Source organism: Streptomyces achromogenes subsp. achromogenes, assembly GCF_000720835.1.
In the GTDB taxonomy this organism is placed as follows: Bacteria; Actinomycetota; Actinomycetes; order Streptomycetales; family Streptomycetaceae; genus Streptomyces; species Streptomyces achromogenes.
This window is the reverse complement of the sequence record NZ_JODT01000023.1, coordinates 31339-55425: the sequence shown is the minus strand read 5'-3', so window position 1 is coordinate 55425 and position 24087 is coordinate 31339. Positions and strand designations below refer to the sequence as shown.

General features: G+C 71.0%; 26 protein-coding genes. 10 read left to right on the top strand and 16 right to left on the bottom strand.

What is annotated here, in order from left to right; all coding sequences use genetic code 11:
- Positions 1-32: 32 nt before the first annotated feature.
- The 3 genes from IH25_RS0123700 to panB form a co-directional block, all read right to left on the bottom strand.
- Positions 33-413, bottom strand: coding sequence for a hypothetical protein (locus tag IH25_RS0123700; RefSeq protein WP_030614050.1), 381 nt, complete (start codon positions 411-413; stop codon positions 33-35).
- A gap of 37 nt (positions 414-450) precedes the next feature.
- Positions 451-1992, bottom strand: a complete 1542-nt coding sequence (locus tag IH25_RS0123695; RefSeq protein ID WP_030614047.1) for a zinc ribbon domain-containing protein — start codon at positions 1990-1992, stop codon at positions 451-453.
- 230 nt (positions 1993-2222) lie between these two features.
- Entirely contained in the window at positions 2223-3089 is an 867-nt protein-coding gene (gene panB, locus IH25_RS0123690) for a 3-methyl-2-oxobutanoate hydroxymethyltransferase (RefSeq protein WP_030614045.1), read from the bottom strand.
- Positions 3090-3302: 213 nt separating this feature from the next.
- Here panB and IH25_RS0123685 point away from each other — a divergent pair, with 213 nt between their 5' ends.
- From IH25_RS0123685 to IH25_RS0123670, 4 genes are all read left to right on the top strand, one after another.
- The gene (locus tag IH25_RS0123685) at positions 3303-4889 is read left to right on the top strand and encodes an MFS transporter (protein WP_245172865.1); all 1587 of its coding nucleotides are present in this window, start codon (positions 3303-3305) and stop codon (positions 4887-4889) included.
- Positions 4890-5206: 317 nt separating this feature from the next.
- Positions 5207-5836, top strand: coding sequence for a TetR/AcrR family transcriptional regulator (locus IH25_RS0123680; protein ID WP_030614042.1), 630 nt, complete (start codon positions 5207-5209; stop codon positions 5834-5836).
- 186 nt (positions 5837-6022) lie between these two features.
- Entirely contained in the window at positions 6023-7072 is a 1050-nt protein-coding gene (locus IH25_RS0123675) for an endonuclease/exonuclease/phosphatase family protein (RefSeq protein ID WP_030614040.1), read from the top strand.
- Positions 7073-7165: 93 nt separating this feature from the next.
- A complete protein-coding gene (locus IH25_RS0123670; RefSeq protein ID WP_030614038.1) occupies positions 7166-8383 on the top strand; it encodes an MFS transporter in 1218 nt (405 codons plus the stop codon).
- Here IH25_RS0123670 and IH25_RS0123665 read toward each other — a convergent pair.
- Positions 8370-8675, bottom strand: a complete 306-nt coding sequence (locus IH25_RS0123665; protein WP_030614036.1) for a hypothetical protein — start codon at positions 8673-8675, stop codon at positions 8370-8372. The genes IH25_RS0123670 and IH25_RS0123665 overlap by 14 nt on opposite strands.
- Before the next feature lie 589 nt (positions 8676-9264).
- Here IH25_RS0123665 and IH25_RS0123660 point away from each other — a divergent pair.
- Positions 9265-9906: a nucleotidyltransferase domain-containing protein gene (locus IH25_RS0123660; protein WP_030614032.1), complete on the top strand. Its 642-nt coding sequence runs from the start codon at positions 9265-9267 to the stop codon at positions 9904-9906.
- Positions 9907-10447: 541 nt separating this feature from the next.
- Entirely contained in the window at positions 10448-11548 is a 1101-nt protein-coding gene (locus IH25_RS0123655) for a hypothetical protein (RefSeq protein ID WP_030614030.1), read from the top strand.
- Positions 11549-11944: 396 nt separating this feature from the next.
- Here IH25_RS0123655 and IH25_RS0123650 read toward each other — a convergent pair whose 3' ends face one another.
- Positions 11945-12307, bottom strand: a complete 363-nt coding sequence (locus tag IH25_RS0123650; RefSeq protein WP_030614028.1) for an ATP-binding protein — start codon at positions 12305-12307, stop codon at positions 11945-11947.
- Positions 12304-12519 carry a hypothetical protein gene (locus IH25_RS0123645; protein WP_030614026.1) on the bottom strand — a complete coding sequence of 72 codons (216 nt, stop codon included), beginning with the start codon at positions 12517-12519 and terminating at the stop codon, positions 12304-12306. Before IH25_RS0123645 ends, IH25_RS0123650 begins: the two co-directional genes overlap by 4 nt.
- A gap of 116 nt (positions 12520-12635) precedes the next feature.
- Between IH25_RS0123645 and IH25_RS0123640 the strand changes: the two genes are divergently transcribed.
- The 3 genes from IH25_RS0123640 (at position 12636) to IH25_RS37760 (ending at position 14538) form a co-directional block, all read left to right on the top strand.
- Positions 12636-13499 (top strand): helix-turn-helix domain-containing protein, encoded by an 864-nt coding sequence (locus tag IH25_RS0123640; RefSeq protein WP_030614024.1) that lies wholly within the window; start codon positions 12636-12638, stop codon positions 13497-13499.
- Complete coding sequence (locus IH25_RS0123635) at positions 13471-13674, top strand: DUF397 domain-containing protein (RefSeq protein WP_030614023.1); 204 nt, start codon at positions 13471-13473, stop codon at positions 13672-13674. Before IH25_RS0123640 ends, IH25_RS0123635 begins: the two co-directional genes overlap by 29 nt.
- 297 nt (positions 13675-13971) lie before the next feature.
- Complete coding sequence (locus tag IH25_RS37760; protein WP_037655484.1) at positions 13972-14538, top strand: hypothetical protein; 567 nt, start codon at positions 13972-13974, stop codon at positions 14536-14538.
- 17 nt (positions 14539-14555) lie between these two features.
- Here the strand turns inward: IH25_RS37760 and IH25_RS0123625 are convergent, their stop codons facing one another.
- From IH25_RS0123625 to IH25_RS0123610, 4 genes are all read right to left on the bottom strand, one after another.
- Entirely contained in the window at positions 14556-14738 is a 183-nt protein-coding gene (locus IH25_RS0123625; RefSeq protein WP_030614015.1) for a hypothetical protein, read from the bottom strand.
- 190 nt (positions 14739-14928) lie between these two features.
- Entirely contained in the window at positions 14929-16872 is a 1944-nt protein-coding gene (locus IH25_RS0123620) for a S53 family peptidase (protein WP_030614013.1), read from the bottom strand.
- A gap of 137 nt (positions 16873-17009) precedes the next feature.
- Positions 17010-17642 carry a DUF305 domain-containing protein gene (locus tag IH25_RS0123615; RefSeq protein WP_030614011.1) on the bottom strand — a complete coding sequence of 211 codons (633 nt, stop codon included), beginning with the start codon at positions 17640-17642 and terminating at the stop codon, positions 17010-17012.
- A complete protein-coding gene (locus tag IH25_RS0123610) occupies positions 17639-18316 on the bottom strand; it encodes a DUF3105 domain-containing protein (protein WP_030614009.1) in 678 nt (225 codons plus the stop codon). Before IH25_RS0123610 ends, IH25_RS0123615 begins: the two co-directional genes overlap by 4 nt.
- A 139-nt stretch (positions 18317-18455) precedes the next feature.
- Between IH25_RS0123610 and IH25_RS0123605 the strand changes: the two genes are divergently transcribed.
- Positions 18456-18902: an RrF2 family transcriptional regulator gene (locus IH25_RS0123605; protein ID WP_030614008.1), complete on the top strand. Its 447-nt coding sequence runs from the start codon at positions 18456-18458 to the stop codon at positions 18900-18902.
- A gap of 46 nt (positions 18903-18948) precedes the next feature.
- Here the strand turns inward: IH25_RS0123605 and IH25_RS0123600 are convergent, their stop codons facing one another.
- The 6 genes from IH25_RS0123600 to IH25_RS0123575 all read right to left on the bottom strand — a co-directional run bounded on the left by IH25_RS0123600 (position 18949) and on the right by IH25_RS0123575 (position 24072).
- A complete protein-coding gene (locus tag IH25_RS0123600) occupies positions 18949-19605 on the bottom strand; it encodes an FxLYD domain-containing protein (protein WP_030614005.1) in 657 nt (218 codons plus the stop codon).
- A 137-nt stretch (positions 19606-19742) separates the two neighbouring features.
- On the bottom strand, positions 19743-20927 hold the full coding sequence (locus IH25_RS0123595) for a globin domain-containing protein (protein ID WP_030614002.1): 1185 nt from the start codon (positions 20925-20927) through the stop codon (positions 19743-19745).
- A 111-nt stretch (positions 20928-21038) separates the two neighbouring features.
- Positions 21039-21317: a DUF6253 family protein gene (locus tag IH25_RS37755; RefSeq protein WP_037655482.1), complete on the bottom strand. Its 279-nt coding sequence runs from the start codon at positions 21315-21317 to the stop codon at positions 21039-21041.
- Entirely contained in the window at positions 21314-22123 is an 810-nt protein-coding gene (locus IH25_RS0123585) for a maleate cis-trans isomerase family protein (RefSeq protein ID WP_030614000.1), read from the bottom strand. The genes IH25_RS37755 and IH25_RS0123585 overlap by 4 nt, the downstream gene beginning before the upstream one ends.
- A 28-nt stretch (positions 22124-22151) precedes the next feature.
- Positions 22152-22838, bottom strand: coding sequence for a transglutaminase-like domain-containing protein (locus tag IH25_RS0123580; protein WP_030613996.1), 687 nt, complete (start codon positions 22836-22838; stop codon positions 22152-22154).
- A gap of 25 nt (positions 22839-22863) precedes the next feature.
- Entirely contained in the window at positions 22864-24072 is a 1209-nt protein-coding gene (locus tag IH25_RS0123575) for an acyl-CoA dehydrogenase family protein (protein WP_078844376.1), read from the bottom strand.
- Between the last annotated feature and the right edge of the window lie 15 nt (positions 24073-24087).

Below are 24087 nucleotides of genomic sequence, written 5' to 3'. Positions count from 1 at the left end.
CCCCCGCTTTCCGTCTCCGGGCCGCTTTCCGTCTACAGGCCGCGGACGGCTTCCTCGATGGTCACCGCCAGCGAGGCCAGCGCGGCGAACCCGGGCACGGCCTCCACCAGCGCCTTGGCGACCCGGCGCAGCTTGCCCGTACGGGGCTCGGGCGCGGCCAGCTCCTCGCGCGCGTCCTCGGCGAACTCGGCCAGGTCCTCCCGCTCCGGGTGGTCCGAGCGGCGCAGCTCCTCGACGAACCGGGCCAGCAGGTCGCTGATCTCCTGTGGGGTCAGCGGACGGCCCCCGGCCCGCTCCGACTCCTCCTCCGTGACCCGGAAGTCGACGCGGGCGTTGCTGCCGCTCGCCACCACCGTGTTCCTGACCTGGGCGTTCCCCGTCGCGATGACGCCGTCGTTGCTGCGCTGGTGCATGCCGGTCCCCGTTCGTCCGTTCCGTGTGCGGTGGCTGTCAGTCGGTGTTGGGCCGCGGGATCTTCTTCAGGATGGTCGAGATGCGGGACTTGTCGCCCGAGGCGACCGCGCTCGACTCGACACTGGCCCCCGCGGTGGCGATGATGCCGTTGTTGATGATGGTTTCCTGACGCTTGATCAGATCGCCCGCGTCGATGTCGTGTTCCAGGGCGAACTCCACCAGCGCGTCCAGGATCCGCCGTTCGACGGTCTTGAGGACCATGCCGGAGTCGACCTTCTGGAAGTAGCGGTGGTGGTCCGTGGCGGAGGCGAGCTGCCGCACGCTCTTGCGCGCCCCGTAGTCGAACACCCCGAGCCGGGTGATCTGCCGGTGCTGCTTCTTCAGCCGCTTGCGCATCCCGAAGTCCGGGAAGAAGCCGGTGACCGCGCGCCCCGGCGAGGCGATCATCACGAACGGGGTGCTGGCGAGGGTCTGCAGCGCCATCGAGAGGAACTCGCGCGGCGAGGGGGCCGGCATCAGGGAGTCGATGGTCCGGTAGCGGTCCAGCAGCGGGCACAGCACGGTGGGCAGGGCCTCCACGAACAGATTGGAGTCCGAGCGCACCAGCCGCAGGAACACCGAGGTCACCAGCTCCCCGCCCCAGCCCGAGGAGTGGGTGACCAGATAGGCGCGGGCGGTCTCCTCCGGGTCCCGCTTCAGCGCGTCCAGCCGGTCGGCGCCGATCCGCGCCACCGGGCGGCCGAGCGGGTCCGGCAGGAAGCGGGTGTCGCCCAGCAGCGCCGAGCCCTCCACGAACACCCGCTCCTCCAGCTCCAGGCAGGGCAGCGATAGCTCGCCGACCCGCCGGGCGATGTGGGCGTACAGGTCCGCGACGTCGAAGTCCCGCGGCCGTACGCCCTCCTGCTCGGAGGCGGTCACGTCGAAGACCAGCGACCAGGAGTCCAGTTCCTGGCCGTATCCGGTGAACGGCGAGAAGCCGCTGTAGACGGTGAGGTTGCCGCGCGCGTACTCGTCGATCTGGCGCAGCCGCCGGGCGGCGGACTCGTTGGGCGGCGGCGGTGCCTGCGCCGGGTCGAACCGGTCGGGCCGCAGCCGCTGGAGGCGCTCGCCGTACTGGGTGGAGAGGGCGAAGACCAGCGTGGTCAGCCAGCCGGCCAGGAGCATGAGGAACACGGCGAGGCCGCTGTGGATCACCAGCAGCCCGAGGACCAGCACCAGGAACTCGACGGCCAGCAGCAGGTCCCTGGCGTGCCGGCGCGCGTTCGCCTCGTAGGCGTAGCGCAGGACCACGGGTACGTCGCACCCCGGGGCCGGCGCCACGCCGAGGTGCGGTTCGGCGGCGACGTCCCGGATCAGGGAGTCGGCGTACTGCCGGTCCAGGAAGACGGCCGCGCACATGTACCGGGTCAGGTCCCGGCCGCCGGTCCAGCGGGGCACGGCCAGGCGGGAAGCCGGGCGGTCCGCGTCCGCGTCCTCACTCCGGGTGGCGGCCAGCGTGGCCCCGCACGCGCCGCAGAAGGCCGCTCCGGGCACGGTGGCGGTGGAACAGTCGGCGCAGACGGCCGGTGGCTGGCTCATTGTCTCTCCCCCGAGTGTGAGACGGCCCACACTGTCAAGTGCACCACTGAGCCAGGAACGGGGCAGCCCCCGCGGGGATTTCGACGCCAGTCCGTTACAACTACCGCGCGGGACAGGGAAGTTGAGGCCAAAGCTTGGCGCGTCGGAGCCGCCGGAAGCCTCATGGCCGAAAAAGGGACAGCCCGCCGACGGGGGAAGATCGACGGGCCGTCCGGTGGTGCCGCGGTGGACTAGTGGACCGAGTGCTCCTCCGCCGGGAACGCGCCGCCGACCACGTCCTCGGCGAACGCCTTGGCCGCGCCGGTCATCACCTCACGCAGATCCGCGTACTTCTTGACGAACTTCGGCACCCGGCCGGAGGTCAGACCGAGCATGTCGGTCCACACCAGCACCTGCGCGTCCGTCTGCGGACCGGCGCCGATGCCGACCGTCGGGATGTGCAGCACCCGCGTGACCTCGGCCGCCAGCTCGGCCGGCACCAGCTCCAGCACCACCGCGAACGCGCCCGCGTCCTGCACGGACTTCGCGTCCCGCAGCAGCTGCTGGGCCGCCTCCTCGCCACGGCCCTGCACGCGGTAGCCCATCGCGTTCACGGACTGCGGGGTCAGCCCGATGTGCGCCATGACCGGGATGCCGGACTCCACCAGCAGCCGGATCTGCTCGTGCGAGCGCTCGCCGCCCTCCAGCTTGACCGCGCCGACCCCGGCCTCCTTCACCAGCCGGGTCGCCGTGCGCAGCGCCTGCACCGGACCCTCCTGGTACGAGCCGAAGGGGAGGTCGCCGACGATGAGGGCGCGCTGTGTGCCGCGTACCACGGCGGCCGACAGCATGGTCATCTCGTCGAGGGTGACGGGCACGGTGGTGTCGTACCCGAGGTGGCAGTTGCCCGCCGAGTCGCCGACCAGGATCACCGGGATCCCGGCCTCGTCGAAGACGGACGCGGTCATCGCGTCGTAGGCGGTGAGCATGGGCCACTTCTCGCCCCGCTCCTTGGCGAGGGCGATGTCGCGGACGGTGATGCGGCGGGTGCCCTTCCCCCCGTACAGCGCCTTGCTGCCGTCGGAAGGCTTCGTCTGGGCAGCCGAAAGCTGCGTCATGGCAACGGCTCCTTACGTCATCTCGAGGCGCCCTGACGGCGTCCCCGGATCCCCTCCATGGTGGCACCTCGTGCCAGACAGGGCCAGAGGGGGTCCCGCTGATCCCTTGGGCCGCCCGCCGCGCTCCCTTGAACCCCCTTTCCGCGTAAGAGCTTGGTAAAGAAATTTAGATACGAGACGGTTCCGTATCGAAATGACCATAGGCTCGTACGCATGACAAGTCCCGTCCCTGCCTCCCGAATACCGGAAGCCGTGCACCGGCGCCGCTGGGCCATCCTCGGCGTGCTGATGCTCGCCCTGCTGATCGTCGTCCTCGACAACTCGATCCTGAACGTCGCCATCAAGACCATCGCGACCCCGGCGCCGACCGGTCTCGGCGCCACCCAGAGCGAGATCGAGTGGGCGATCAACTCCTACACCCTCGTCTTCGCCGGCCTGCTGTTCACCGCAGGGCTCGTCGGCGACCGGATCGGCCGCAAGAAGGTGCTGCTCGGCGGCACCCTGGTCTTCGGCATCGGCTCCGCGCTCGCCGCCGAGTCCGGCTCGCCGAACCAGCTGATCGCCTACCGCGCGGTGATGGCCCTCGGCGCCGCCTTCGTGATGCCCGCCACCCTGGCCGTGCTGATGAACGTCTTCGAGCGGCACGAGCAGCCCAAGGCCATCGGCATCTGGGCCGGCGGCGTCGGCCTCGCCATCGCCATCGGCCCGATCACCGGCGGCGCGCTGCTCGACCACTTCTGGTGGGGCTCGGTCTTCCTGATCAACGTGCCCATCGTGATCGTCGCGCTGATCCTGATGGCCTGGCTGGTGCCCGACTCCCGCGACCCCAAGCCCGGCCGCCTCGACCCCATCGGCGTGGTCCTGTCCGTCGTCGGCCTCGTCCTGCTGGTCTACGGCATCATCAAGGGCGGCGAGCTGGCCGACTTCACCGACCCCAAGGTGCTCGCGACCATCATCGCCGGTGTCGTGGTCCTGGCCGTCTTCGTCGCCTTCGAGAAGCGCACCAAGCACCCCTCGCTGGACGTCACCTACTTCAAGAACAAGGTCTTCTCGGCCGCCATGAGCGCCATCGCGCTGGTCTTCTTCGCGCTGATGGGCGTCACGTTCTTCGGCGTCTTCTACACCCAGAGCGTGCGTGGCTACTCGCCGCTGGAGTCCGGCCTGCTGATGCTGCCGCTCGCCGTCGCCCAGCTGCTCTTCGCGCCGCGCGCCCGGCTGGTGGTCGACCGGTTCGGCAACCGGGCCACCACCACCGGCGGCCTGCTGCTGATCGCGGCGACGCTGGCCGCGTTCGCCGGCTTCGAGGCGGACACCCCGATCTGGCTGCTGGAGGTCGTCTTCTTCCTCATGGGCACCGGTATGGCGCACATCATGACCCCGACCTCGGTCGTGATCATGCAGGCGCTGCCCCGGGAGAAGGCCGGCTCCGCCTCCGCGCTGAGCAACACCTTCCGCCAGGTCGGCGGCGCCCTCGGCATCGCCGTCCTCGGCTCGGTCCTCGCCACCTCCTACCGCAACGGCATCGAGGGCAAGCTCGGCGCGCTGCCGCCGAACCTGCGCGACACCGCCGGGGAGTCCATCGAGGCCACCCTGGGCATCGCCGAGAAGCTCGGCCCGCGGGGCGAGGCCCTGGTCACCCCGGCCCACGACGCGTTCCTGCACGCCATGCACGTCACCGCGCTGTGCGGCACGGGCGTGGCGCTGGTCGGCGCCGTGGTGACGGCCCTGTTCCTGCCGGGCCGGACGCCCGCCGCGCCGCAGGGCGAGAAGGAGCAGGAGAGGGTCGCCGCGCTGGACTGAGGTCCGGACACGGCATCACGGGAGCGCGAGGGACACCGAGGTCCGGGCGCGACACCATGGGGAAGCGCGAGGGACATCGAAGTCCGGGCGCGACACCAAGGGGAAGCGCGAGGGACACCGAGGTCCGGCGCGACACCGACGGAAAACGAATCATCCGCGCGTGGCCCACGGGGGAGACCGGGGGCCGGGCGCGGTACGACGGGGGAGCCGGACCGGGTACGGCATCACGGCACCACGCCGGGGCCGGGCACGGTTCAACGGGGGGAAGGAGGCCGCTGCGGGACAATCACCGCAGCACACCGAGAGGACGGAACGACGTGAGCCTTGCCGGCAGCCGGCCGCGACCGGACGCACCCGTGCGGGGCCGCCCGCGCAGCGAAGCCGCGGAGCGCGCCATCCTGGAAGGGGTGATGAAGCTCCTGGAGGAGGGCGTGCCCCTCGCGGAGCTGTCCATCGAGCGGATCGCCCGCACCGCCGGGGTCGGCAAGGCCACCATCTACCGCCGCTGGAGCGGCAAGGAGGAACTGTTCATCGAGGTGGTCCGCGCGGCCGAGCCACCCGAGCCGGAACTCCCCGGCACCTCCATGCGCGACGACCTCCTCGCCCTGCTGGAGAACCTGCGCCAGCGCGGACTGGCCAGCCGCTCCTCGGTCCTGCTGCACAACGTGCACGTCCAGATGAAGACCAACCCGAGGATCTGGTCCGCGTACCACGAGAACGTCATAGAGCCCCGGCGCCGGCTCGTCCTGGACGTGCTGCGCCGCGGGCAACAGAGCGGCGAACTGCGCGCGGACATCGACGTGGACCTGGCGAACGACCTGTTCGTCGGACCGATCCTGGTCCGCTCCGTCATGCGCCCCGAAGCCGACCTGTGCGAGGACCTCGCGGAACAGATCGTCGACTCGGTCCTGGCCGGCCTACGACCCGTCAGCTCCACAGCCTCGTAGCACTCGTGTGCGCGTTTCGTCACAGACGCCGCCCGCCCGGTGCCTTACCGGAACTCCCGCCACCGCATCGCACGTCCTCGTCTTCCGTACGGCCGTCATGGGACGGCGGAACGGAGCCGATCATCCCCTAGGGTCGGGGACTACGGGGGATGAACGGTGTGCACGGCAGGCAGTGAGGCAGACGGTATGGCGCAGCAGGCGTACATGACGGAGACGGCGGACGGCGGCTCGGGGCCCGAGCGACCGGGGTCCCGGCTCCGACGCCTGGCACACCGGCTGTTCACCGGCTGGCGGGGCGATCCGCGCATCTGGCGCCGCGGCGCCGTCCTCACCGCGCTGGCCCTGCTGCTCGCCCTGGTGATGCTGGTGCACGCCCACATCCCCAACGCGGTGGGCAACCTCGGCAGCCTCACCGAGACCTTCCTGCCCTGGCTGGGTCTGGCCATCCCGGTGCTGCTGGTGCTCGGCGTGGTGCGCAAGTCGGCGATCGCGCTCATCGCCGTACTGCTGCCGGCGATCGTCTGGCTGAACCTCTTCGGCGGGCTGCTGACCGACAAGGCGGGCAGCGGCGGCGATCTCATGGTGGCCACCCACAACGTCAACGCCGACAACCCCGACCCGGCCGCCACCGCCACCGGCGTGGCCGCGTCCGGCGCCGACGTGCTGGCCCTGGAGGAGCTGCCGGCCTCCGCCGTCCCCGTCTACGAGAAGGCGCTGGCGCCGGCGTACAAGCACCACGCGGTGGTCGGCACGGTCGGGCTGTGGAGCAGGTACCCGATGACCGACGTACGCGCCGTCGACATCAAGCTCGGCTGGAAGCGGGCGATGCGCGCCACCCTGGCGACCCCCGAGGGCCCGGTCGCGGTCTACGTCGCCCACCTGCCCTCCGTCCGGGTGAAGATCGAGGCCGGGTTCACCGCGCGGCAGCGGGACAAGAGCGCCGACGCACTCGGTGAGGCCATCGCCGACGAGCCCCTGCGCCGGGTGGTGCTGCTGGGCGACCTCAACGGCACCATGAACGACCGCTCGCTGAACGCCGTCACCTCCCAGCTGCGCTCCACGCAGGGCGCGGCGGGCAGCGGCTTCGGCTTCAGCTGGCCGGCGTCGTTCCCGATGGCCCGCATCGACCAGATCATGGTCCGGGGCGCGGAGCCGGAGAGCAGCTGGACGCTGCCGCGCACCAACAGCGACCACTTGCCGGTGGCGGCCCGTGTGAAGCTGGACACAGGCTCGTAACCCGCTGGAATACCGACCACGAGAGCGTTTGTTCGGCACGGGAACATACTGCGAAACTTTCCGTTCCCCCTTCTCCGCTCTGAAAGGTCCCTCATGCCCCTGGCCCTGCTCGCCCTAGCCGTGGGCGCCTTCGGCATCGGTACGACCGAGTTCGTGATGATGGGCCTGCTGCCCGACGTCGCGGACGACCTGCACATCTCGATCCCCAGCGCCGGGCACCTGGTCTCGGCGTACGCGCTGGGCGTGGTCATCGGCGCCCCGCTGCTGGCCGCGCTCACCGCCCGCATGTCCCGCCGTACGGTGCTGATCGCGCTGATGGCCCTGTTCGTGGCGGGCAACGCGCTGTCGGCGTTCGCCCCCGGCAACGCCTCGCTGCTCGCGGCCCGCTTCCTCAGCGGCCTGCCGCACGGCGCCTTCTTCGGCGTGGGCGCGGTGGTCGCCACGGCGATGGTCCCGCCGGAGCGCAAGGCCCGCTCGGTGTCCCTGATGTTCCTCGGCCTGACCGTCGCCAACATCGCGGGCGTCCCCGCCGCGACACTCATGGGCCAGCACCTGGGCTGGCGGGCGACGTTCCTCGCGGTGAGCGCGATCGGTCTGGCCGCGATAGCGTCCCTGGCCCTCCTGATCCCCCGCGACCACGCCCCCGCCCCCACGGCGGGCCTGCGCGGCGAACTGGCGGCCCTGCGCTCCCTTCCCGTCTGGCTGGCCCTCGGTACGACGGTGGCGGGCTTCGGCGCGCTGTTCGCGGCGTACAGCTACGTCACCCCGATGCTGACGGACACGGCGGGCTACGCGGAGACGAGCGTGACCCTGCTGCTGGCCCTGTTCGGCGTGGGCGCGACGGCGGGCAACCTGCTGGGCGGCCGCCTGGCGGACCACTCCCTACGGGCCACCCTGTTCGGCGGCCTTGCTTCCCTGGTGCTGGTCCTGTTCCTGTTCCCCCTGCTGATGCGGGCGGAGTGGAGCGCGGCGCTGGCGGTCGCCCTGCTGGGCATGGCCGCGTTCGTCACCGGCTCCCCGCTCCAGCTGATGGTGATGGAGAAGGCGTCCGCGGCCCCCTCCCTCGCCTCCTCGGCCAACCAGGCGGCGTTCAACCTGGCCAACGCGGGCGGCGCGTGGCTCGGCGGCCTGGCCCTCTCGGCGGGCTTCGGTACGACGTCCCCCGCGCCGGCCGGCGCGCTGCTGGCGGTGCTGGGTCTGGGCGTGGCCGGCGTGGCGTACGGGGTGGACCGCCGACGTGCGGTGGCGCACGGCGGGCGAGTGGTGGCCGCGCATGTGCCGTCGGCCGTGGAGACTCCTAGTCACCGATGAACCACAGGCACCCGCCGGGTGTCGTGGCGCATGCCTTCAGCATCTCGGCGAGATCGAGGAGCGCGGCCTCCTGGAAGGGGCTGGTGCACTTGTCCACCAGGGCGGCGATCTCGGGGAGGGCGGCCTGCGCGTCGCTCTCGGTGAACCGGGTGTCGCGGTAGGGGTCGATCTGCGAGAGCCGGCCCTGTCCCGGCGGGACGAGTGTGTCCAGTGCGAGCGCGAGGGTTTCTCCGTGCTCGTACGATCGCCGTACGACGGTGTTCCGCTGCCGCAGCTCCAGTTCGATGCCCATGTGTTCCTCTAGGTGCGTTTCTTGCGAAGTGGCCGTGGGGCCGCTCGCTTCTTGGTCAGTGTCGGGCTTCCGCGAGGTGAGTCAAGGGCGCTGCGCGTCGCCTTCGGCGATGGGCCTCCGGCCCACCCTTGACACACCTCGCTCCAGCCCGGGGTAGAAGCGAGCGAGCGGCCCGAAGGAACAGTGGCCCAGCCCGGTACCGGACCCATGGGTGGGCTACGAGACCCCGTCGGCAGGGGTGCGCGCTCACGCCTCGCCAGCACGCCGGGCAGGTTAAGCGGCTCCGCCTCGGTGGCGGGTGCGCGTTCGCCTCTCGCCCGCACGCCGGGTGGGCTTGGCGGCATACGGCCGGTGGGTGAGTGGGTGGGGTGGGGGGAGGGGTGACTGCGGTGGTGGCAGTGATGGCGCCGGTGGTGGCGGTGGCGGCGGCGGTAATGGAGGGGGCGGTGGTGGTAATGGAGGGAGGCGGTGGTGGTAATGGGGGGTGGCGGTGAGGGGGGTTGTTTGTGGACAAGCATTCCAAAACGGCTCACCGGCTCCGAGCACCTGCCACCGCCAGGGGCTTGAACTCCGCTGGTAGGTTCCCGGGGTGAGCGAGCAGCTGCCCAGCGGTGGCATCGAGGTGTCACCCGACGAGATCGAAGCCCTCCACGCCAGGTGGTCGTCCTGCTGGACCCCGAGTGAGGTCGCGCGGCGGCTGGCCGGGATCGGTGCGCCTTGGTGCGTGGCCGCTGGGTGGGCGCTGGACCTGTTCCGGGGCAAGCGGACGCGCGCTCATGGAGACATCGAGATCGCGATTCCGGCCGCTAGTTTTCCGGAGGTCCGCCGCCGCTTCCCCGGCTACGTCTTCGACGCGGTGGGCAGCGGCCGGATCTGGGAGGGCGCCCCAGCGGAGGCCCTGGCCGCCGTGCATCAGACATGGCTCCGCGATCCGGCCACGGGAAACTACCTGCTCGACGTGTTCCGCGAACCGCACGACGGTGACACCTGGATCTGCCGGCGCGACGAGAGGATCCGGTTTCCCTACAGCGAGATCATCCACCGCACCCGGGACGGCATCCCGTACCTGGCACCCGAACTGGTCCTGCTGTTCAAGGCCAAGCACGCCCGGCGAAAGGACCAGGCGGACTTCGAGGCGACCGTCCCGCACATGACCGCCGCGCAGCGCGAGACCCTGGCCGAACTGCTCACCCGTGTGCACCCGGGACACCCCTGGGCGTCCGCCGCGTAACTCGCCGATACCGTGCCGCTTCAGCAGAAAACCCGCTCCGAGAATCCTCGGGGCGGGTTTTCGATCGAGCGCCGGGCAGGCCTTGCACCTGCATCTCCCCACAGGAAGTGGGGCGTCTTTCCTTGGACCACCAACGCACCGCTAGCGAGGCTGTGTTCGCCCGCTTGCTTGTGATGATCATATCCCATCCGCCGGCCGTCCGCCGTCCGTCTGATCGCGAACCTCCTGCTCGGCCGGATCGGCGTGAACAGCCGGAGCAGGCGCGGGGGGTTGAGGCGCTGCGCGATGAACTGGCCACGGCCGACTCGCCGCAGGCGCCGGACAGCTCCCGGGGGTCGGCGGGGGGGCGGGTGGGGGACCCTCTCTCTGGACCAGGCATTCCAAAACAACCATCGACCGGATACGGCTGCGATGTGGCGAGTTGAAAGAGGGACGCCCACGCCGTCCGCCCAGCCAGGCTCGCTGTCAGTGCTCCGTGCCATGATGCGGACGCGTCCCGGGGGAGCGGGCTGCGGGTCTACCGATTGCAGGGGGTTGGCGGATGGGCGCGGGTACGGGACCGGACGGCTCGTCCAGGTCCGACGAGGAGTGGGAGCGGTTTCTGCGCGAGTCGGTGGCGGGCGCCGCCGACGCGCCCAAGGAGCCGTCGGCACGGGCCCGCGACGTGGCAAAGCGGTTGCGTACGGACCCCGCTCGAGGTGCGGAGGGCTGGCGCAGCTACACGCCCGCGCGACCCAAGCGGCGCACGGGCTGGTACGTGGTCGGACTGCTGGCCTTGCTGACACTGCTCGTGGTGGCGCTCGCGCCGGGGCGGACAGTGGACCTGTTCGCCGGCGACGACCGTGACTCCGCGCCGTTGGCAGGCGAGTCCGGCCGCCCGACCCAGGCTCCCCCGGCGGAGGCGGCCCAACGACCCACCGCGCAGGAGCCGTTCCGTGGTTCGCCGGCGGCGCGCTGGGCGAGTGGGGCGGCGGGGATCACCGTGCCGAAGGCCAGGGCGGTCGGCTGGATGAGCACGGCAGAGGTCGAGCGGGCCCTCGCCCGCAGCCGGGACTTCCTCGTTGCGTCGAGCCTGGACCGTGGGGTGCTGCGGGGCGAGCGCCCGGAGGAGGCGATCGCGCTGATCAATCCGCACCAGCGGGACGTCCAAGACCTCCTGAAGACCGCTTTCCGGACCCCGGGCGAGAAGAGCGACCCCCTGCTCCTCTTCAGTCGCTTCAGACCCTCCCAGGCCCGTCTGGTCGGCAGCGTCGTGAAGACCCGGGGCCGGCTCACCTACCAGGAGGGCGAGCGCGGCGCGCTCCAGGTGACCGCCGACGTCACCTTCGTCTACCCGGTCGCCCGCGCGGACGCGGGCGGCGGCGACGAGATCGTGCGCACGATCATCCGGCGCGAGCTGGTCATGAGTTGGGACGACCCGGACAAGGTGATCACCAAGCCGGGCACGTTCTCGATCGTCTCGTACAAATACACCATGACCAACGGCGGCTGTGGCGCCCCCACGGGCTATTTCACCCCGCCCTTCGGTGCGGACCGCCGGGCGGACGAGGCCGACAGGGAGATCGATCCGTACGACCGCAGCGGGCCGGTCGGACGGGGCGGGTCCGGCGGGGACGAGTGCGCGAGGGCGACACGATCGTAGTGCGGTTTCGGCGAGAGGGGGGTGGTTATGGACAGGTATTCCAAAACAACCTACCTGGTGGAGTGGGTGCAGCCCGGTTGCCTCGGCCGCCGACGGAGTCCGAAGGCGAGCCTGGGGCCCGTGCGCCCGGCCGTCAGCCGCCAGACCGCCCCGGCGTGCTGGCGAGGCGCGGGCGCGCATCCCCGACCCAGGACGCGAACGCAGCCGACGGCAGGGCCCGGTCAGGTTCAGCCGGCCACTTTCCCCGGGCTGCCCGCTCGCTTCTTCCCCGTGCTGGAGCGAGGTGTGTCAAGGGTGGCCCGCAGGGCCATCGCCGAAGGCGACGCGCAGCGCCCTTGACTCACCTCGCGGAGGCACGACACTGGCCAAGAAGCGGGCGGCCCCACGGCAACTTCTTCAGTTCCTCAGCTCACACCACACCGTCTTGCAGTCGGGCCCCTGCACCACGCCCCAGCACTCGGCCAAGGCGTCCACGAGCGCCAGACCCCGCCCCGACTCCTCCGACGCCGTCGCGGAGAGCAGAACGGGCAACGCGCGCGGATCAGGATCGGTCACCTCGATCCGGGTACGGCCGTGATGGGGCGCCGTACCGATGACGCGCACGGTCACCGGCGTACCGTCGCCCAAGTGGTCGATGACATTCGTCAGCAACTCGGTCACGCACAGCCGGACGTCGTAACCATGCTCACGCAGCTGGTGACGAAGGTCCGGCGCGGCCTTCGGCGTCGCCAGCAGGTGGAACTCCAGCGACGTCATCATTCGTCCGCCGCCTTTCGCAGCGCGGCGGCGAGGGCCCGGGCCGTGGTCGTGTTGCAGTTCCCGAGCGACACGAGACCGGCGCTGTGCGAATCCGCGAAGCTCGGCAGGTCGACCTGGAGGGACGGGAGCGTGATGCCGTGCAGGGCGAGGGTGGCGCGTAGTTCTTCTACGCAGAGGGCGACGGTGTAGGGCGCGGGGGAGTGGTCTGACATGTGGGGGCTGCAACCTTCTGTGCGGTGTGTGACGAACGCCTCACAGAATGTCGCCGGGCTCGCTACCGTGAAAGGGGTTTCGCGTTCGCGATCACGGCAGCGGAGGAGGATGAACGATGGCGCGCGGCAAGGACATCGACGGTTCGGTCAGCGTCCCCGCCTTTTACGGCAAGGAGTTGCGGTGGAAGAGGGAGGCGGCGGGGCTGTCGTTGGATGCGTTCCTCAAGGGCAGCTTCTACGGCAAGACCTACCTCAGCGACATCGAGCGAGGAGAGCGACGCATGCCCCTCGACCTGGCCCGGCACGCGGATCGGGTCCTGGGGACGGACGGTTTCTTCGAGCGCCGTTGCGAGGACGTGCGGAAGGCGCGGCGGACCGGGCATGCCGCGTACTTCGAGAAGGTGTTGGAGGCGGAGAAGTACGCCGAGTCCATTGAGGAATGGTCTCCCAGCACCCTGCCTGGACTGTTGCAGACCGCTCCGTATGCGCGGGCTCTGGTCCAGTCGTCCCACCCATCGGCCTCCGACGAATGGGTCGAGGAGAAGGTGCGGGCGCGACTCGACCGCGCCCGCCTCTTCGAGGACGACCACTCTGTCCCGGAGTACTGGGCCATCCTGCATGAGTCGTTGTTCGTAGACGCCATCGTGGCGTCGGCGGACATGGCCGCGCAGCTCGATCGCATCGTGGATCTGGCGGACCGGCGCCGCATCACTCCGCAGATCGTTCCGCGGAAGCAGGGGGCGTATCCCCTGATGGCTGCCTCCGTCATGATCATGTCCTTTCCGGACGCCCCGCAGCTGATCTATACCGAGGCCTCTTACAGCGGCGACACCATCGATGATCCGGCGCTCGTGAAGCAGTACCGCAAGGCATACGATCGGCTCAGGGCCGTCGCGCTGTCACCAGACACGTCCCTCGCCAAGATCAAGGCCGCGGCAGAGGATTACCGAAATGGCAAGCAACCGGATCGACTTGAGTGACGCTCTCTGGTTCAAGAGCAGCTACAGCAACGGTGACGGCGGCAACTGCGTAGAGGTCGCCGACAATATCCCCGGCCTTGTCCCCGTCCGAGACTCCAAGCGTCCCGACGGCCCCGCCCTCATCCTCCCCGCCACCGCTTGGACCCCCTTCATCACCTCCCTCAAGTCGCAGTAGCGAGCGACACGACGGCTCACGTGTCGCACACCGTGGTTGACTCCATACGGCCGGTAGTGTCCTGCCGTGATTTCCAAGGGACGGCACCAAGACGGAGATGTCGCGGCGGCTCTCGACCGGGCGAGGAGAGCGGGTTGCCAGGTGGTGCCGGACAAGAACGGGCATCGATGGGGCTGGGTGGTGTGCTGCTCGTGCGGAGCGCGTCACATCGTCTCGGGCACCCCGAAGAATCCTGGAAACGAGGCAAAGCGTATTGACCGCTTCGTCCAGGGCCACCAGCACTGAAAGGGCGTCGCCGTGTCCGAGTGGAGCTTCACCCTCCTGGTCAATCAGCCCCTCACTCCCGAGCAGGCCGACGCCTTCGACCACTGCGACGCCTTCGCGGACGGCTCGGTGTCGTACACGCTGGGACCTGAGAACCCCGAGGACTACCCTCACCGCCCGGACCCGGACAAGCTGCGGGAGCTGTCGTGTGACATCGAGGCCCCGACGCTCCTGGACGCCGTCGCGCGGGTGGCGCGCGACATCCTGCTCATCCCAGGACTACGCGCGGTCGGCGTGCGCTACGGCGACACCGTGACGTTGGCGGAGGCGGCCCAGCGCTGTGGGCCGGAGCTGTTCGAACTGGCCAGGCACCACGGGTTCCCCGAACCGGAAGCCTCCTCCGGTGGTACGGAGTTCTACTCCTGGCGCGAGATCGCCGCATGGCTGACCCGCGCCGGACACGTCGTACCCGACGAACCCCGTGACCTGCTCATCGCCGACCGTGCCCTACGGCTGGCCGACGTACTCGAAGGAGCTGATGTGCCGCCCGGCACCCTGCGTTCCCTCGGGCTGCCGCGTATCCAGTGTTCCGGCCGCTGACCCCGCGAAACGCAGAGCTACAGCGGCTCTCCGCAGCTGAGGCAGGTGGACTCGCCGTCCTCGTAGATCATGCCGCAGCAGTACTGGGGACCGCCGTCGGTCCCGTCGTCGCCCCACTCGCAGCCGAGCTCCTGATGGATGGCCAGGCCCTGCGGGTAGCCGAAGTCGATGTCACAACTGGGGCAGACGTACGTGGCCACGGACTCATCCTTCCAGGAGGCGCCCGCCCCGTAGCGGCACGGCCGCTCAGCAGTCGCTCAGGCAGCCCACCGTATCCCGGCGTGCACCCGGTGTCCGGAAAAGCGGGCTGTCAGTCTCTCGTTCGGAGCGCCGGCGGCGCCAAGGGGGGCGTGAGGCAGTGCACCTCACGCCCCCGGGCAGCACGGCGACTCAGTGTCGTCGGAAAGACTCCACGTACCCGTTCGCCGGTGAGCCCACGCCCGTCACGTCGTCGTAGCCCTTCACCGCCGACAGGGAGCTGTCGTGGCCGAGGGTGCGGGCCGAGTACAGCAGGCCGTCCGTCGCGTCGAGGCCGTTGGCGAAGTCGACGCGGGCCACCGCGAGGCCGGAGCCCGTGGGGTTGTCGGTGACGTCGTGGTAGACGCCCTTCTCGCCGTACTTGGCGTAGATCGCCGGGTTGGCGAAGCCGAGGGGTGCGCCGCCGCGCGCCTCCTGGGCCAGGGCCTGGACCGCCGCGATGACCGGCGCCGCCAGCGACGTGCCGCCGATGCGGTACTCGTCGTACCGCTCCGTGCCGTCCTGGAAGGTCTGCGTCTGGCCCACCAGGAACCCGGTGTTCGGGTCGGCGATCGCCGCGATGTCCGGGACCACCCGGTTGCCGGCGGCGTTGTTGGCCGTGGCGAGGGACTTCGGGACGATGCCCTTCTGGTAGTACGGCTGCGGAACCGTCCTGCTCGTGCCACCGCCCGCACCGGAGGTGAACGTGCCGGGGAAGTTCTCCCAGCTCTTGCCGTCGGCCGACAGCGAGGACTTCTCGGTGCCCCAGCCGGTCTCCCACAGGTAGGTGTCGCCCTTGCCGACCGCCAGCGACGTGCCGCCGACCGCCGTCACCCACGCCGAGTTCGCCGGGGTGTCGACCTGCTTGGTACCGGTGCCCGCGACCTCGTCGCCGTTGTCGCCGGAGGAGAAGTAGAAGCCGATGCCCTGCACCGCGCCCAGCTGGAAGACCTGGTCGTAGGCGGTGGCGAGGTCAGGCGTCTGGTTGGCCTCGATGTCGCCCCAGGAGTTGGAGACGATGTCGGCCAGGTGGTTGTCGACTATTTTGCCGAGGGAGTCCAGCAGGTCGTCGTCGTAGCAGGAGGCCGCGCCGACGTAGGTGATGTCGGCGGCAGGCGCCACCGCGTGGGCCGCCTCGACGTCGAGGGTCTCCTCGCCGTACCAGCCGGCCGCGCCGCACTCCTCGGTCTTGGTGTAGTTCTTCGGCAGGACCTGGTGCAGCTGGCCGGTCTTCCAGGCCGCGTCGCCGTTCTTCACGGCGTACCGCGCGGCGTCGTAGGCGATCGTCGGCGAGGCGTACGCGTCCGTGATCGCGATGCGCACCCCGCGGCCGGTGTACGTGCCCGCACCGTACGCGGCGCGCAGCTGCTTGCCGGTGTAGCCCTTGACCGCGTACGGGATCTTCCGGCCGTAGGCGTCCGGGAGCGTCGTCGCGAGCTGAGAGCCGTAGTACGAGGAGAACGGGCCGGAGTTCTTGAACACCGCGTCCGGGGGTGGGAGCTGGTCGGCGTGGCGCGCCTTGTGCGGGGCGTTGTCCAGGCCGGTGACCGTGAGGACGGCGCCCTTGAGGGAGGCGGGCGCGGTGGCCGTCGCGGCCGGGGCGCGGTAGGTCTTCCCGCCCTTGGTGAAGTCGTGCAGCTGGGTGCCGAAGGCCTTCTCGGCGGCGGCCACGTCACCGGAGACGGCGACGTAGCGCGGGGTGACCTCGGTGACGGTCAGACCGGCCGACGTCAGCCAGGACTTCACCGCGGCCACCTGGGCCTTGGTCGCGCCGAAGCGGGCCTGGGTCTGCTTGGCGCTCAGGTACTTGCCGTAGAGCGGGGAAGCGGGGTCGGACACCGCCTTGGCGTAGGCGGCGAGGCCGGCCGCGTCCCGGCCGGCCAGGTAGACGCGGGCCGTGACCCGGGCGCCGTCCGGGGTCGCGCCCTTGTCCGCCTTGGCCGTGGCCCACAGCGGCTTGGTGCCCTTCAGCACGTCACGTGCGGGGCCGTCGGCGGCGTGGGCCGCGGGTATGCCCAGCGCCAGCGCGCCGGCGATCAGCGGCAGTGTCGCCGCCATGCCGACACCGGCGCGCATGGTGGCGCGGTCGGATCTCATAGAACCCCCTGCGATGCGGTTCACCTGCGGATAGTGGCTGGTGGGGCCACTCTTGCGATGAACCGTTCATGCCAGGGGAACGGGGGAGTCAAGAGACGATCAAGCAGCGTTCAGGTGGGAGGATTTCATCCCTTGTGTCACGAACGCGGGCGCGCGCCCCGCTCCTTGAGCATCCCCGCCATCAGCTCGATCTCCGACTGCTGCGCGTCCACCATGCCCTGCGCGAGCCGCTTCTCCACCCCGACCGCGCACTTGTCCACACAGCCCTCGGCCATGTGGATGCCGCCCTTGTGATGCTCCGTCATCAGCTGGAGGTAGAGAACCTCCGCCTGCTTGCCGTTCAGCGACTGGAGCTTCTTCAGCTCGGTGTTGGTGGCCATCCCCGGCATCAGCGCGCCGTCCTTGCCGGGAGGCATGTCGCCCATGCCCATCCAGGTCATCGGCGGGTCGGCCGACACCTTCGGCAGCCCCCACAGATCCAGCCAGCCCAGCAGCATCCCGCGCTGGTTGGCCTGCGTCTGCGCGATGTCGTACGCGAGCCGCCGCACCTCCTCGTCCTTCGTGCGGTCCCGCACGATGTACGACATCTCCACGGCCTGCTGGTGGTGGACGGCCATGTCCCGCGCGAAGCCCGCGTCGGCCGACGCCGCGTCCGGCGTCCGCGCCGGGGAGCCGCCGCCGTCCTGGGCGACCGCGTAGGTGATCGCGCCGGCCGTGACGAGCACCGCCGCCGCGGTCCCGGCGACCCAGCCGAGGGAACGCCCGCTCACTTCACGACCCCGCCGGTGCAGGAGGCGCCCGGCTCGGGCGTCTGGTCACCCTGGACGTAGGTCGCGAAGAACTTGTCGACTTCCGGGTCCTTCGCGCTCTTGACCGCCACCTGGTGGCCCCACGCCGACAGCAGCAGCGGGGCGTCCTGCTTCTCGTACGGGCTGATCATCGAGTACGGCGTGCTCTTCACCTTCGCCGCGAGCGCGTTGACGTCCGCCTTGGGCGCCTTGGCGGTGTACGTCACCCAGACCGCGCCGTGCTCCAGCGAGTGCACGGCGTTCTCCTCCGGCACCGGCGCGGTGTACACGTCACCGTTGCAGTTCAGCCAGACCGGGTTGTGGTTGCCGCCGACCGGCGGGTGCATGGGGTACGACACCTTGGTCGTCACGTGGGTCCGGGCCAGCTTGCCGGACCAGGTCCGCACCCCGTCCTTGCCGGTGGTGAAGTGCCCGGTGTCGCCGGAGCCCTTGGCGTCACCGCTCGCGGTGGAGTCCTTGCCGTCCGACTGCGAGTCCACGAGCACCACGCCGCCGACGACGAGACCGGCGACGACCACCACACTGGCGGCGATGACGAGGATCCGGTTGCGGCGGTCCCGGGCACGCTCGGCGCGCCGCATCTCGTCTATGCGTGCCTTGCGCGCAGCGGTGCTGCTGTTCTTGCCGGAGCCCATGAGACGTGTCCTTCTGGAGAGGAGTGGGTGGGGACGGTGGGGCTCGCTGATCGTAATGCGGGAAGGGCCGACTTCCGTAGGGATCTCACAGCGGCACGGATGATTTGGCGCCAGGATGCGCAGTACCTACGCTCGCCGTATGCGGCTGCTGCGCTCCACCGATCTGGCCCTGCGCGTCCTGATGCGACTCGCGGTCGCCGCCGACGCCACCCCCACGACCCGCCAGGTCGCCGCCGACATGGGGGTGCCGTACACGCATGCCGCGAAGGTGGTCGCCGAGCTCCAGCACCTGGGCCTGGTGGACGCCCGCCGGGGCCGGGGCGGCGGGCTGGCGCTGTCGGAGAAGGGCCGCACGGCGTCCGTGGGCGCGGTGGTGCGCACCTTCGAGGGCGAGGGCGACGTGGTGGACTGCGAGGGCGCGCCGGGCTGCCCGCTGCGCTCCGGCTGTCTGCTGCGGGGGGCGCTGCGCCGGGCCCAGGAGGCGTTCTTCGCCACCCTGGACCCGGTCACCATCGCCGACATCGTCGCCGACCCGACCGGGCCCCTGCTGCTGGGTATCTCGCGGGGGCCTGCGGAAGGGGACTGAGCCGGTCCCGGGAACAGACGAACCGGCCCGGCGTCACGCGAGTGGGTCAGTAGCGCTGCGCCTTGGCGAGAACAGGGGTCAGCCGCGGCTCCGGCGGCCGGTGGCTGAAGACGATCGGCTGTTCCTTCTTGCCCGGCCGCAGCCGCTCGGCGGCGGCGTACCGGGTCTCGACGACCTTGCCGTCCGCGTCCTTGAAGTCCACCTGCACGGCGTACGACGCCTCGCTGTCCGTCTTGTTGGTGATGGTGACCCGGACCGCGAGGATGCCCCCGGTCTCCGCCCTGGGGATGCCCGTCATCCCCACCTCGGCGAGCGCGTTGCCGCGGCCGTGGACCTTCTTGAGCTCCTTCTCCGCCGCCGCGTTCCTGCGCTGGGTCTCGGCCTCCACCGACGCCTCGAACTCCGAGGCGCGCGCCGAGGCGGAGGAGGCCGCCGCGGAGGCCGAGACGCTCGCCGAGCTGACGGCCGCGGACGCCGAGGACGCCAGGGCCGAGGGCAGTTCCCCGCTGAAGGAGGAGGCGTTCGGGGTACGGGGAGTGCCGGTACGGGCGGGGGTACCGGTGTCCTGGCCGTCGCCGCCGCAGCCGGCGAGCGCGCCGGCGAGCAGGACGCCGCCGAGGGCGCTCGCTGCGGCGGTCCGGCGCGCACGGCCGGCGGGGCGGGTGCGTCGTCCTGTGGGCCCGGTGCGTCGTCCTGTAGGCATGGTGCCGTCCCTGGGATGAGGGTCTGGTGCCCTCATCGTGGGCGACGGACCTGCCGCGTGCTACTCGGCTGGTCCGATGGGCCGAACGCCGGCGGCCGGGTCCCGGTCGGTTTCCGCGGGGCTGGTCGGGCCGTCCGTCAGCCCTGCGCCAGCCACAGATCGGGGCCGAACACCTCGTAGTGGATGGCGGCCGGGGCCACGCCCTTGGCGATCAGCTGGGCGCGGACGGCGCGCAGGAACGGCAGCGGGCCGCACAGGTACGCGCGGGTGCCGGGCCGTACGGCGATGTCCGCCAGGTCGACCAGGCCGGTACGGGTGCCCGGCGCGGCGTCCCGCTCGTAGAAGAAGTGCGTGCCGGCGTCGGACAGCTTGCCGGCGTAGGCGGTGTGGTCGGCGCGCAGGGCGTGGTCGGCGGGGGAGCGGTCGCCGTGGACCACGGTGACCGGGCCCTGGTAGCCGCCCTCGGCGAGGCAGGCCAGCATCGCGATCATCGGGGTCACGCCGATGCCCGCCGAGGCGAGCAGCAGCGGGGTGTCGTCGCCGGCGTCCAGGACGAGGTCGCCGTAGGGCTCGGACAGCTCCAGGACGTCACCGGGCCGCACGTGGGCGTGCAGGTGGGTGGAGACCTCGCCGTCGGGGGTGGCGCCGCCGTGCACCCGCTTGACGCTGAACTGGCGCACCGACTCGGCCGGTGCCCCGGTCAGGCTGTACTGCCGTATCTGCCGGGCGCCGTCGGGCAGGGTGACGCCGACGGAGACGTACTGGCCGGCGCGGAAGGCCGTGACCGGGCCGCCGTCCGCCGGGCGCAGCCGGAAGGTGACGACGTCCGCGGTCTCCTCGACCCGCTCGACCACCTCCCAGGGGCGCGGGCCGGGGCCGCCGCTCTCCTCGTAGAGCCGCTTCTCGATCGCGATGAGCGCGTTGGCCATCAGCCAGTAGACCTCGTCCCAGGCGGCGGCCACCTCGGGGGTGACGGCCTCGCCGAGGATCTCCACGATCGCGGCGAAGAGGTGCTCGTGGACGACCTGGTACTGCTCCGGCGCCACGCCCAGGGAGGCGTGCTTGTGGGCGATGCGGGCGAGCATCGCGTCCGGCCGCCGGTCGGGGTGGTCCAGCAGGTGCGTGGCGAAGGCGGCGATGGAACCGGCGAGGGCCTGCCGCTGGGTGCCGGCGGCCTGGTTGCCCCGGTTGAACAGGTCCCGCAGCAGTTCGGGGTGGGCGGCGAAGAGACGGTCGTAGAACCGCTCGGTGATCTCGCCGATGGCCGCGCCGACGGCGGGCAGGGTGGCACGGACGGTGGCTGCGGACTGCTCGGTCAGCATCACGACTCCTCGTGAGATGTCGGGTCACCGCCACGCTAGGGAAAGTTGCATCTGAGATGCAAATTAAACGGGCGTGGAGTCGCTCACCCCTCCACGCCCGTCAGCCGTCCGTCAGGGGTGGAAAGAGACGTTTCCCCGGCGCACGAGGGTGTCGCTCTCCAGGGGGTAGCCGGAGACGTACCCGAGGGGTGCGGGGGTGTCGTGCTCCAGGGGACCGGCGTAGCGGCGGAAGCCGGGGACCTGCTCGGCCTGTCGCAGCGCCCCCCGGTACAGGACCATCCCGTGCACGGCGGTGCCGTTGTCGCGCCAGCACACCAGCGGGAGCTGGCGGGCGTCCCCCTCGTCGGTGACGAACAGGGCCACGTGTCCGTCGGCCGCCAGCAGGCTCATGCCGCGCCCCCCGCCGGCCGGGTGCCGAACAGCCTGCCGTACCCCGTGATCCCCTCGGCCGCCTCCCGCGCCCCGGCCAGGTGCAGGGCGTGCCAGAACAGCACCTGGTTGGCGGTCAGGACCGGGAAGCCCAGTTCCCGCTCCAGGGCGTCGATCACGCCCACCGCCCGGATGCCGTTGCCCGCCACCAGGACGGCGTCGGGCCGCCGCGGGGCGACCGTGGCACGGATCCACTCCGACAGGGCCCCGGGGGTGATCAGCTTCTGGTTGCTGGGCAGCCCGCACGGGCCGTGGTGGACGACCTCGAAGCCCTGCTCGGTGAAGTAGTCCGCGCCGAGCCCGGAGAGCCGGTCGTCGAACCACGGCGGGTTGACCAGGGCGATCCGCCGGGCGCCGAGCGCGGTGAAACCGGCCACGGCCGCCGTGGTGGTGCCGGTCAGCGGCAGGCCCCGCGTCCGCTCCTCCAGCCGGGCGAACAGCTCCTTCTCGCCGCTCGCCCCGAGGACGTAGGCGGAGCTGGTGAAGCCGAGCGCGATCACGTCGAGCGGGGAGGCGGCCAGCAGCTCCACCGCGTCGTCGATGTGCGGCGGCTCCACGAAGGCCCGCACCGGGTCGTGCGGGATCTTCGGGTCCATCTCGCCCCCGGCCCGCATCGCGCCGAAGTGGACGCGCGAACCGTGCACGAACACGTCCTCGGGCGCCATCGCCTGGAACTCCGACTCCGGACCGACGTCCGCGTGCGGCACGACCACGCCGACGCGCGCCCGCGCCTCCCAGCCGTCCTTCTGCGCTCGGATGGTGCTCATCTCGGTGTCTCCTTGTCGTCGGGCCGGGTCAGACGGACGCCTCGGCGGCCAGCGAACCGCCGCGGACCGTGCCGGTGCCGGCGGCGTCCAGGAAGCCGGGGTGCTTGCGGCGCATGTTCGCCATCACGAACTCGTAGGGCACGTCGTCGAAGCCGCCGTGGTCGGTCAGGAACTCCATGCTCTGGCGGCCCTGGTCGTCGAAGGGGTGGTGCAGGCTGTCGGTGACGCCGTCGAACTCCAGCGGCTTCATCCCGTACAGCCGGCACAGGAGCTTGTTGAAGACCGGGGTGGCCTTGACCCACTTGCCGTCCAGGTACACGGAGTTGAGGCCGTGGAAGAAGACGTCCCCGCCGATGTGGGCGCGCAGCCGGTCCGAGGCGAGGTGGTTGCGCACATCGCCGTAGTGGACCCGGGCGGGGATGCCGACGGCCCGGCAGGCCGCCGCGTACAGCGCCGACTTGTGCAGGCAGAACCCCTTGCGGGTGGCCGCGGTGTGACTGGCCCGCAGCCCCCGCTCGGACAGGTCGGCCCCGTACACCTCGTAGAAGACCTCGTCGCGGACGGCGTAGTACAGCTCCACGGCCAGCCGGCGCTTGTCCGCGCCGCGGTCGCCGACCGCCTCGTCGACGAAGGACTGGACGGGGTCGCTCTCGTAGTCGAGGAAGTCGGTGGGCGCGGTGAGTCGTCGCAGGTCGTCCGCGGTGAGCGCGGTCATGCTGATCCTTTCGTCAGGGCCCGGATCACAGGCCCAGGAGGGAGGCGATGCGGTTGCGCTGGATCTCGCTGGTGCCGGAGTAGATGGTTCCGCCGACCGCGTTGCGGACGTCCCGCTCGATGCCGGTGGCGGTGAGGTAGCCCTGCCCGCCGAAGATCTGGACGGCGTCGAGCGCGGTGCGCTTGTTGGCCTCGCTGACCACGGTCTTGGTCGCGGCGACGTCGAGCGACGCGTCCTGGCCGGCCGCCACCTTGGCCCCGGTGTCGGTGAGCCACTTGCGGGCGGTCTCCACCGCGATCTTCATGTCCGCGATCCGGTGCGCGACCCCCTGGAAGGAGCCGATCGGTTCGCCGAACTGGCGGCGGGACTTGGCGAACTGGACCACGCGCTCCAGCCGGTGCTCCATCTCGCCCAGCGTGAGGGAGAAGGAGAAGAGGATCTCCCGCTTCATCACATGGTCGAGGATCAGGAAGCCGGCGCCCTCCTGGCCGATGCGCCGGGCGGCGGGCACGCGCAGCCCCTCGAAGGTCACCTCGCTCAGCGGCGAGGTGCGCAGCCCCATCTTGTCCAGCGGCTCACCGACCCGCAGGCCGGGGGTGTCCCGCTCGACCAGGAAGACGCTCAGCCCGAACGGGCCGGGCGCGCCGGTGCGCACGTACAGCAGGAAGAGGTCGGCTATCGGCGCGTTGGTGATGAACATCTTGCCGCCGTCGATGACGTAGTCGTCACCGTCCCGGACCGCCGTGGTGGAGATGTTCAGGGCGTCCGAGCCGTTGTCCCGCTCGGTGATGGCGTGCGCGGTGACCAGGTCGCCGGCGACGATCCCGGGCAGGAAGCGGGACTTGAGCTCCTCGGAGCCGAACGCCTGCAACGGGACACCGACGCTGACGATCTGGGTGGAGGCGGAGAAGCCGAGGCCGGCGTCGCGGCAGGTGCGCCCGAAGCCCTCCAGGGCGCGCATCGTGTCGGTCAGGCCGGCGCCACGGCCGCCGTAGCGCGGCTCGAAGGGGACGGTGAGCAGTCCGGAGCGCTGGACCGCCTTCCACTTGTCCCAGGGGAACTCGGCGCGGGCGTCCCACTCGTCGATGTCGCGGTTGAGCTCGTCCGCCCAGGGGGCGGCCAGGGTGTACAGGTCCGTGCCGGTGTCCGTGCCGGTGTCCGTGCCGGTTCCGGTGCCGGGGCCCGTGCCGGTTGCGGTGTCCGAGGTCCGCGGTGCGGACGGTGCGGGTGTCATGCGGGTGCTGCCTTC